This is a genomic window from Gryllotalpicola sp. CP2-P1 (genome assembly GCF_057512245.1).
This window is the reverse complement of sequence record NZ_JBLRDT010000098.1, coordinates 1-9,939: the sequence shown is the minus strand read 5'-3', so window position 1 is coordinate 9,939 and position 9,939 is coordinate 1. Positions and strand designations below refer to the sequence as shown.

General features: G+C 68.4%; 8 protein-coding genes and 1 pseudogene. 5 read left to right on the top strand and 4 right to left on the bottom strand.

The window, feature by feature from the left end; genetic code table 11:
- The 4 genes from ACM2XV_RS09105 to ACM2XV_RS09090 all read right to left on the bottom strand — a co-directional run.
- Positions 1-202: hypothetical protein (locus ACM2XV_RS09105; RefSeq protein WP_487026703.1), on the bottom strand; the 202-nt coding region annotated here is incomplete at its 3' end.
- The gene (locus tag ACM2XV_RS09100) at positions 199-1,707 is read right to left on the bottom strand and encodes a glycosyltransferase family 4 protein (protein WP_487026702.1); all 1,509 of its coding nucleotides are present in this window, start codon (positions 1,705-1,707) and stop codon (positions 199-201) included. The genes ACM2XV_RS09105 and ACM2XV_RS09100, both read right to left, overlap by 4 nt.
- A complete protein-coding gene (locus tag ACM2XV_RS09095; protein WP_487026701.1) occupies positions 1,704-1,925 on the bottom strand; it encodes a hypothetical protein in 222 nt (73 codons plus the stop codon). The genes ACM2XV_RS09100 and ACM2XV_RS09095 overlap by 4 nt, the downstream gene beginning before the upstream one ends.
- Before the next feature lie 74 nt (positions 1,926-1,999).
- Positions 2,000-4,117, bottom strand: a complete 2,118-nt coding sequence (locus ACM2XV_RS09090; protein ID WP_487026700.1) for a carbohydrate binding domain-containing protein — start codon at positions 4,115-4,117, stop codon at positions 2,000-2,002.
- Positions 4,118-4,343: 226 nt separating this feature from the next.
- Between ACM2XV_RS09090 and gmd the strand changes: the two genes are divergently transcribed.
- The 5 genes and pseudogenes from gmd to ACM2XV_RS09065 all read left to right on the top strand — a co-directional run.
- Complete coding sequence (gene gmd, locus ACM2XV_RS09085) at positions 4,344-5,327, top strand: GDP-mannose 4,6-dehydratase (protein ID WP_487026699.1); 984 nt, start codon at positions 4,344-4,346, stop codon at positions 5,325-5,327.
- Between the two features lie 7 nt (positions 5,328-5,334).
- The gene (locus ACM2XV_RS09080) at positions 5,335-6,294 is read left to right on the top strand and encodes a GDP-mannose 4,6-dehydratase (protein WP_487026698.1); all 960 of its coding nucleotides are present in this window, start codon (positions 5,335-5,337) and stop codon (positions 6,292-6,294) included.
- 51 nt (positions 6,295-6,345) lie between these two features.
- Positions 6,346-8,457 (top strand): ArnT family glycosyltransferase, encoded by a 2,112-nt coding sequence (locus tag ACM2XV_RS09075; RefSeq protein ID WP_487026697.1) that lies wholly within the window; start codon positions 6,346-6,348, stop codon positions 8,455-8,457.
- 22 nt (positions 8,458-8,479) lie between these two features.
- Positions 8,480-9,613 carry a glycosyltransferase family 4 protein gene (locus ACM2XV_RS09070; protein ID WP_487026696.1) on the top strand — a complete coding sequence of 378 codons (1,134 nt, stop codon included), beginning with the start codon at positions 8,480-8,482 and terminating at the stop codon, positions 9,611-9,613.
- Positions 9,610-9,939, top strand: a pseudogene (locus ACM2XV_RS09065) (glycosyltransferase family 4 protein); the annotation flags it as partial. The gene ACM2XV_RS09070 and the pseudogene ACM2XV_RS09065, both read left to right, overlap by 4 nt.

Below are 9,939 nucleotides of genomic sequence, written 5' to 3'. Positions count from 1 at the left end.
CGACCTCCTCCGGCTCGGGGATCGCCCCGTCGAGAACCGCACGCACCAGATAAGCGGACTCCGACGTGGCCGTCACCCCGGCGGCGACCAGTCGTGCGACCGCGGCGTCGGCGTCGTCCGTCGAGCTCAGGGCGGTCTCGGGGGCGAGCTGAGCGGCGATCAGCCGCAGGCGCTCGGCCGTGGTCCGGGCGACGATGGTCACTTCGCGGTCTCCTGCTCGTCGGCGGTGAACTGCTGCCAGAGCTCATCGGCGAACTGAGCCCACGTTCGCTCCGGAGCGGCGGCGGCCTCGGCGCGCAGCCGGGCGATGAGCTCGTCGTCCGCCAGCATCCGCCGCATCGCGTCCACGATCTGCACGTCGGAACGCGGGTCGATCGTGACGCACCCGCCGGCCGCGGCGACCTCGGCCAGGCTGCCGAAGTCGCTCGTCAGCACGGGCGTGCCGAGCGAGACGGACTCGGCCACGGGAAGCCCGAAGCCCTCGTGCAGCGACAGCAGCACCGTGAACCGCGCCCGCCGGTAGAGCGACCACAGCTCGGGGTCCGAGAGGCGGCGGTGGGATTCCACCGCCATGCCGCGCGTGCGCCAGCGCGCGACCTTGGCATCGAAGCTCGCCGTCTGCTGGCGGCCTCCGCCGCCGACGAACACCATGCGGAACCGGGCACCCTCGGCGAACAGCTGCTCGGCCGCGGCGAGCACGGCCTCCTGGTTCTTCCGGGGCTCGTGGCTGCCCACGCACAGCACGATCGGAAGCTCGTCGCCCGCGCCCTCCCCCGCGACCGCGGCACGCGCCTCCGCAGGCACCTCGACGGCGTTCGGCACCGCGACGATGCGGGGGCCGCGCAGCCCCTGTGCTGAGAGCGCAGTCGCGAACCCCGCGAACTCGTCGGCGGCCGACCGGCTCACCCCCGCGACGAAGTCGGCGTGCTTGACGACGTCGAGGAACTTCGCGAACCGCTCGCTCTCGAGCTCGGGCTGGCTGTCGGCGCTGCTCACCGGGATGGTGTCGTGACCGAGCACGCCGACCTTCGCGCCCGAGTACTCCGCGAGACATGCCGCTGCGGCGCACTCTGCCTGCTGCAGCACCTCGGGGTGGAAGACACGCGCACCCCACGGGACGACGATCGGGCGCTCGGCCCGCTCGGCAGCGCGGTCCGCGACGGTGGTCGGAACGCCGGACCGCCAGGCCAGAATCCGCGCGCGCTCGCGATCGTCGAGATCGACGTACGCCCCGCCGAACGGCGACCAGCGCACGAGCCGGACCGGCCGGCCCGACGCGACCCAGTGCGGCACGAACGAGCGCACGACGCGCTGCACGCCGGTGTTGTGGTCATTGGAGGCAGAGAAGCTGACGTCGACGAGCACGGTCTCGGGGGCGTCGACGAGCTCGAGCCCGCGCGTGGCCCGACCCGGCCGGCCGATGTCGTCGACGGAGACGGCAAGTGCCGCGGCGACGCGCTCGGAACTCGGCGCGAGCTCGACCGCGCGACGAAAGGCCGCGAGAGCGTTGCGGTCGGGGAAGGTCGCGGCGATGGCCGTGTAGGCGAGCCACGCGTCGCGCGCGGATCCCGCTGCCACCCGCTCGACGAGCGCGGCGAGCTGCTGCGGCGGTTCGGCGTCTGCCGGCAGCCCCAGGGCTGTCGCGACGGCACGCAGTCTGGCGCCGAGCGCGGCCTCGACCGCGGTCGGCGACGGCGCCGGGCTCACCGAGCCGCTCTCAACCTGCTCACCGCGACGTCACGCGCCAGCCGCAGAGCGCCCGAGAAGCCGATCTCGCGAGACTTGCGCACGAACACGGTGACGGCCCAGCGCGGCATGATCAGCGCGCGCCGCACCCCGGACGCATCCGGCGTAGATCGCCTCACATAGGCGGCGACGACGTCCGACGACCACTGTTGCAGCGACTGCAGTGTGGTTTCGGTCACGCTTCACATCCTCTTCTCGAGCGCCGTAGGAAGTAGAAGTATAGGAAGTCGCACTGGGCGGCCACCCCGCACCATCAATGCAACGTCGCCCCGTCGAAGAACACCGTTGGTGCGCCAGCCGTTCCATAAAGCTGCAGTCGCAATGTCGTCGACGCGTTGTGCGCGACAGCGACTTTGACCGTGTACTGCTTCCACTGGCCGGAGACGCTCACTGCCGTGCTTCCGGCGCTGTTACCGCCAGGACCGATCTCCCAGAGCGCAAGGGTTCCAGTGAAACTGCGCGCAGGGTCCGAGCTACGCAGCCAGAGCGTCGCGGTGTAGGTCTCCTGGGCGCGCAATGTCCGGGGAAGGTCCACCTGGATCGAACCGTTCGCGACCGGAGTGTTGAAAGCGCCGACATGAGAACCGTCGATGGGCGCAGGGCTGCCGATTTGCGAAGACGAATACGTAACGAAGTTCGTACCGCTCTCGTGAATACTCCATCCCGAGCCACCGGACTCGAGAGACCCGTTAGACAGTAAATTCGCATTCAGCGAGACGTTGTCAATCAGAAGCGTCTGCGGATCGAGGGTTCCCAGGTAGATCTCGAGCTTCATGTGGGTCGCGGCGGCCTCGGTCGCCGAAATTGAGACGGAAACCTGCTGCCATGACGAGCCCGCTACGAACGGCGTAGTGGCCACCATTGACTTGCCCCCCAGGGACCAAAGAGCGAGCTTCCCGCTGAACGGTTTATCACGTTGCGTCTTGACCCACACCGTCGCTGTGTATGCCGAAGCACGGGGCACGGGCCAGTCGATCTGCTGAGCAATCGACCTCCCAAGCTCCTTGGTATTCGCTGCGAGATAGTGCGTGCCGCTCTGCGCGGCACCAGTCGCGACCGACCGGTTCATGAGGCCATTGCCAAAGCCCCAGCCGGTGGCTCCGTTCTCAAAGCTCGGAGACTGAATCGGCACGGCCGTGCGAGCGGGCTGCGTCGGACCTTGCTCAAGGTGAACGTCATCTAGGTGCAGGTGCTTGCCAGGGGTGTCAATGTAGACCTGCACACGCAACTGGCTGTGGGTTCGCATGGCTTGGTCGAGATTGACGGTAACTTCGGACCAGGTCGAGGTGGCAGTGAAGTTACGCACCGCTGCTTCGTTGCCGCTGCCCCCAAGCCCCCAGATCACAAATCGACCACTCACGCTTGAACCTTTGGGCGCTGAAGAAACCCAAACCGAGGCCTGGTACGAGTCGCCGACCGTCATCGATCGCGAGATCGTCTGCTCCATCGAGCTGCCAGCCGTCGTCGTAGTGACGTCGATGTACCCGGAGCCGCTGTGCGCACCAGTGTTCTGATAGACCTTGCGGTTGACAGGGCCGGTGAAACCCCAGCCCGTGACACAGCCGTCGAAAGTCGGGCACTGCAGCAGGTCGCCTGTCGGGTCACCGAACCAGTCGCTGTAGATGCGCCAGAAGTTGCGGTTCCCGTAGGCGGAGCAGGTGTCGCCCGTGCCGTACAAGTTCGCCAGCGCAGCGGCATTAGGGACGTACGGAGTGTAATCGTAGAGCCCGGCCGTCGCCTGGTTCTTAATGTAGACGGCTTGGGTGCCGCAGCCCTTGTCCGGGTTGTACTGGATGTTGTTGGTGCGCCCCGCCTGGTAATTGAACGAGCCGGGATACTGGCGATAGATCTGGAACTGCCGGGCCGCGGCGTAGATCTGCGAGAAAAATCCCGCATAGTCCTCGCTGCACGGCGCGGTGTCCGGGCACGCGAATCCGGCGGCCTCCTGGTACATGTACGACGTGGGCTTCGACTTGGAGACCAGGCTCTGCTCTTTTTCCACGAGGGTGATGAGGACGGCCGGGCTGATGCCACATGCCGTGCCCACCGTTGCGAAGACCGCGCCCGCGTTCAGCCCGGAACGTGCCGAGATCGCGGAGCAGTATTGGTTCGCTGCGATGTTCGGGCTGCTCACGACGAGGTTCTTGAGGCACGGGATCGAGCCGTTGTTGGTGCAGCTCGCGCCTTTGGAGACGATGAAGCTCTGCGCCTGCGACGCGCTGAGCGCCTGCGAGTTGTAAAAGACCTGATCGCTCATGATCATGCCCGGGTCGAACTTCGATGCGTCCGCAGCGGTGGCGGAAGGCGACGGAAGGGCCGTCGCCGTCATCACCCCGGCCACCGCCGCCAGTACGGTGAGGACCGCCAGCATGCGGGTTCGCGTCGATCGATTCGGCATCAGGAAAACTCACTCGTCGGTCGGGGCGGCAATCTGGAACTCTTCGAAGATTAGAAGCGCGAGCTCGCGGATCGGCTCGCGACTCGCCCCGCCGCCCGGATTGGGGCCACCGCCGGCGCACAGCCTTCGTCGGGACTGCCGAACTCGGCCGCCCCTATGATGTAGGGGCGAATTGCCCCACAACCGATAGGACTTTTGCATGAAACGCGCTCTGATCACCGGCGTCACCGGCCAGGATGGAATGTACCTGAGCCGCCTGCTGCTGTCGAAGGGCTACGAGGTCTACGGCCTGGTCCGCGGCCAGAACAACCCCAAGCTCGACGTGATCAAGGCGTGGGCCCCCGAGGTGAAGATCGTCACGGGCGACCTCCTCGACCAGTCCAGCCTGCTGCGCGCCCTCAACGAGGCCCAGCCCGACGAGGTCTACAACCTCGGCGCCATCTCGTTCGTCGCCTACTCGTGGGAGAACGCGCAGCTGACCAGCCAGGTCACGGGCCTCGGCGTGCTCAACATCCTCGAGGCCATCCGCCTCTACGCGCACGACGACCCCAGCAAGGTCCGCTTCTACCAGGCCTCGAGCTCCGAGATGTTCGGTCGCGTGCAAGAGGTGCCGCAGCGCGAGACCACGCTGCTGTGGCCGCGTTCGCCCTACGGCGTCGCGAAGGTCTACGGCCACTACATGACCATCAACTACCGCGAGTCCTACGGCATGCACGCCTCGAGCGGCATCCTGTTCAACCACGAGTCGCCCCTGCGCGGCCCTGAGTTCGTGACCCGCAAGATCAGCAAGGCCGTCGCGCGCATCGCGCTCGGCCTGCAGGACCAGGTCTCGCTCGGCAACCTCGACGCGAAGCGCGACTGGGGCTTCGCCGGCGACTACGTCGAGGCGATGTGGCTCATACTGCAGCAGGACGAGGCGAGCGACTACGTCGTCTCGACCGGCGAGACGCACCCCGTCCGCGAGTACCTCGACATCGCGTTCAACCACGTCGGCATCTCCGACTGGGAGAAGCACGTCTACCAGGACCCGCAGTTCTTCCGCCCCGCCGAGGTCGACCTGCTTATCGGCGACTCCGCCAAGGCTCAGGACAAGCTCGGCTGGAAGCCGAAGGTCTCGTTCAAGGAGCTCGTCGAGATGATGGTCGACGCCGACCTCGAGCGCGAGAAGCCGGCCGGAGCCTAAGACCGCCGTGCCCGTCGCTTTCGTCACCGGCGTCACGGGGCAGACCGGCAGCTACCTCGCTGAGAACCTGATCGGCCGCGGCTGGCAGGTTCACGGTCTGTCCCGCGACGGCGATCGGCCCGCCGAGCTCGAGCAGCTCGGCGTCGCGTTCCACACGGGCGACCTCACGGACGCCGCATCCCTCGCCGCCCTTGTCGATGAGGTCGAGCCCGATGCGGTCATCAACCTCGCCGCGCTGAGCTCGGTCGCCGCCAGCTGGCAGCAGCCGCTCATCACGGCCGAGCTCAACGGCCTGGCCGTCGCCGCGCTCATCGACGCGGCCAACGAGCTGCAGAAGCGCCGCGGCGCCCCGGTCTCGTTCGTGCAGGCATCCAGCGCAGAGATCTTCGGCGATGCGCCCGCGAGCCCGCAGAACGAGTCGACGCCGGTCGCGCCGGTCAATCCCTACGGTGCATCGAAGGCGTACGGCCACCTGCTCGTCGGCGTGTACCGCCGCACCGGATTGCGCGCGTCGAGCGTCATCCTCTACAACCACGAGTCGCCCCGGCGGCCCGAGCAGTTCGTGACCCGCAAGATCACCGCGGGCGCGGCGCGCATCAAGGCCGGTCTGCAGGACAGGCTCGTGCTCGGCGACCTGAGCGTCAAGCGCGACTGGGGCTGGGCCCCCGACTACGCCGACGCGATCGCGCGCGTCGCGGCCGGAGATCAGCCCGGCGACTACGTCGTGGCGACCGGGGTCTCGCACACGATCAAGGACTTCGTCGCGGCGGCCTTCGCCGCCGTCGGCATCGACGACTGGCGCCCGTATGTCGAGACGGATGCCGCGTTCGTGCGGCCCGCCGACGCCGCGGAGCTGCGCGGGGACGCGTCGAAGATCCGCGAGGTCTACGGCTGGGTGCCGACCGTCGGCTTCGACGACCTCGTCCGGAGGATGGCCAGGCGCGATCTCGAGCTGCTCGAGGCATGAGACGTCACCGACTCGGACGTTCCACTCACACGATGCGAAAGGCGCGACACTGTGACAACTGAGCTGGTCGACCCCAGCGATGCCAGCGAGTCGGTCGCAGCCCGGCCGGACGCGGTCGATGCCGCACCCTGGTGGCAGCGCGCCCTCACCGCGGCCCCCGACGCGATCCTGCTGCCGTTGCTGTGGCTCTGCCTGACGGTGTCGGCGACGATCATCTTCCGCGTCTTCAGCCCCTGGCTCGTCATCCCCGTCGTCGTGGTCGCGTCCGCGCTCACCTGGCGGCGGCGGCCGCGCTCATACAGCGGGCGGTTCGCGTGGCAGTCCTCGCTCGCGGCGCTCATCGGAGCCGTCGTGTGGCTGGTCGTCAACGCGCGATTCGCCTCGCAGTGGCTGATCGTGACGCGCGACCCCGGGTTCCTCACGCTTGAGGGCGTGTGGCTGTCGAAGCACACCTCTCCCAACCTGCCCGCGGCCGACGCCGCCGCCCTCGCCGCGAAGATCCCCGGCGCGACCGTCAGCGGCTCGGCGTACTTCTACTCCGACGGCGTGCTGCACGTGCAGGGCGCCAAGCTGGTTCCAGGCCTCGTCGCGATCGGCGGCTGGTTCGGCGGCATCCACGGGGTGCTCATCGCGAACCTCGTCATCGGCGCGATCGCGCTCCTTCTCTTCTACGGGCTGGGGCGACGGATGGTGGGGCCGATCTGGAGCCTCGTGGCGACGGCGAGCCTCGCGATCAGCATGCCGTTCATCGGGTTCACCCGCACGGTGTACTCGGAGCCCGTCGTGGTCGCGGTGACGTTCGGCGGGTTCACTCTGCTCTGGTTGGCTTATCGCTCTCAGAGTCGTTTCGGATACGTTCTCGGAGGTGCGCTGATCGGGGCTGGGAGCCTGGCCAGGGTCGATGGCGCTGCGGTGACAGTTGGCCTCCTCGTCGGGCTAGTTCTGGCCGCGGCGGGTACGACCAGCATGCTGCGCAGAAGTCAGTTGCGAGCCGCGTTCCTGCTCGCCGGCGGTGCGGCTGTGGTCGTGACAGCACTCGGCCTTTGCGAGTTGTACTTGGACAGCCCCGAGTACATGGCCGCCCTCGCGAGTCAGTGGCACCAGCTGGTGATAGCGGTCAGCGCGATCTACTGCCTCGGAGTCCTCGTTCTCGTTGGCCCGCCGTGGCGCTGGGTCACGGTCTTCCTCGCGCGGCGTACGCAAGTGATCGGTCTGGGCGCAGTAGCGCTGGTCGTCGTAGTGGGAAGCGGGCTCGCTTCGCGACCTCTGTGGTACCAGGGTCATCACATTCCGGCAGGCTCACCGTATTCGGCTTCGATCCAGCAGATGGCCAAGGCGCAGGGACTCGTGGTCGGGCCGACCCAGAGCTTCGACGAGCAGTCTCTGAACTGGGTCGCGATGTACTACAGCTGGATCGTTGTAGCGGCTGCGATCCTCGGCTTGGCCCTGGCCTTGCGTCATGCGCTTGTTCATCGTGAGCCAGCGCTGCTCTTCATCGTCACGGTGATCGCGGCGCCGTCCCTGCTCTACCTCTGGAACGTCTCGATCACCCCCGACCAGCTCTGGGCGATGCGCAGATTCCTTCCCGTCACGCTCCCGGGATTCGTCCTGCTTGCCGCATGGTTCTTCCAACGCGTCACGGTCTGGTTGCTGGCCAGCCAACGGATAGTGCCGACCGTCACCGCAACAGCGATGTGCCTCGTCGCAGCGGCCGGCTTCACGTTCCCCGCATCGACATGGGTCTCGGCGAACCTCTTCACCGCCACCGAATACGGCGGCCAGCTCGGGCAGCTGCAAGCGATGTGCAAGCTGGCTAATGGCAGGCCGGTTGTCGTGCTCGGCGGTTACCCCACAACAGTCGCTCCCGCGATCCAGACAGTGTGCGGTGATTCGGCGATCGCGATTGATAGGCGGCTCACGGCGGCTGAACTTCGAAACGTCCGTGCGGTGTACGGCGCCAGGCAGCCACTGCTCTTCATCTCCGATCCCCTGGCAGTTCCCTGGGTCGGCGGCATAGATCCAGGACCGTACACATCCGTTCAGGTGCAACGCTGGCAGGGGGTGCTCAATGGCCGCCCCACGCGGACTGTTTATCAAGGCACGTCCTGGCGTGCTGGCACCATCTCTGCCGACGGCAAGGTCCGCGGCATCCCGGCACCGTAACCGCCGCGATGAAGGATCCGAGATGACACGGTTGCTGCTCGACGCGACCGCGATCCCCGCAGACCGCGGCGGCGTCGGCCGCTACGTCGATGCGATCGTCGCCGAACTCGCAGCACGCAGCGAGATCGACCTCGCGGTTGTGTGCCAGAGCAGGGACGTCGACGGATTCCGCGCCGCCGGCGCCCGCACGGTGATCGGCCTGCCCCCTCGCTTCTCGCGCGTGCCGCTGCGCCTCGCGTGGGAGCAGCTGCGCCTGCCGCGGCTCGCGCGACGGCTCGGCGCCGACGTGATCTACTCGCCGCACTACACCTTCCCGGTGCTCACCGCGCTTCCCCGCGTGGTGTCGATCTGGGACCTCACCTTCTTCACGCTTCCCGAGGCGCACTCGACCCTCAAGCGGCTCTTCTTCCGCAGCTGGATCCGCGCGTCGCGGTTCACGCGCAACCTGGTCATGACGAGCTCGCAGGCGAGCGCCGACGAGCTCACGCGCATCGTGGGGACCCCGGCCGCCCGCATCCGCGTCGCCCCGCTCGCCTACGACCGCGAGCGCTTCGCCGTTCCCACGCCCGCCGAGGTCGAGGCGTTCCGCGCGAGCCTCACCCCGCCGGTCGCCGCCTGGATCGCCTTCCTCGGCACTCTCGAGCCGCGCAAGAACGTTCCCGCCCTCATCGAGGCCTACCGCAGCGCCGTGGCCGGCCGCAGCGAGCGGCCCGCGCTGCTGCTCGCAGGCGGCAGGGGCTGGGACGACGACGTGCAGCCGGCCGTCGACCGGGCCGTCGCCGACGGCTTCGACGTGCGCGCCCTCGGCTACCTGCCGATCGAGCAGCTGAAGGACTTCCTCGGCGGCGCCGAGATCGTCGCCTACCCGAGCCTCGGCGAGGGCTTCGGGCTGCCGGTGCTCGAGGCGATGGCCACCGGCGCCTGCGTGCTCACCACCCGCGAGCTCTCCCTTCCGGAGGTCGGCGGCGACGCCGTGGCGTATGCGGGCACGGATGCCGCGAGCATCGCCACCGCGCTGGGCGAGCTCCTCGACGACGCCGAGGCGCGCCGCGTGCTCGGCCGGGCCGCCGTTGCGCGGGCGGCGCAGTTCACGTGGAGCCACAACGCCGACCTGCTCGTCGAGGCGCTCGTCGCGGCCGCCGAGGCGACGCGATGACCACGCTCACGGTCATCGCCGAGCAGCTGCTCGCGCCGGTCCCGGGTGGCATCGGCCGCTACACCGCGAGCCTGCTGCCCGAGCTGATCGCAGCGGCGCCGGCCGGCTGGCAGGTCGAGGCGCTCGTGGCGCGGCATCCCGAGGCGGCCATCGCCGAGCTCGAGCAGCGCTTCCCCGGCCTCGCGGGCACACGCGCGCTGCCGCTGCCGCCACGCCTCATGCCGGAGCTCTGGCGGCGCGGCATCCCCGGAACGATGCCAGGCGGCCACGTGCACGCGACCAGCTCGCTCGCCCCGCTCTCGCGCCGCTCGCACACCGTCGTCTCG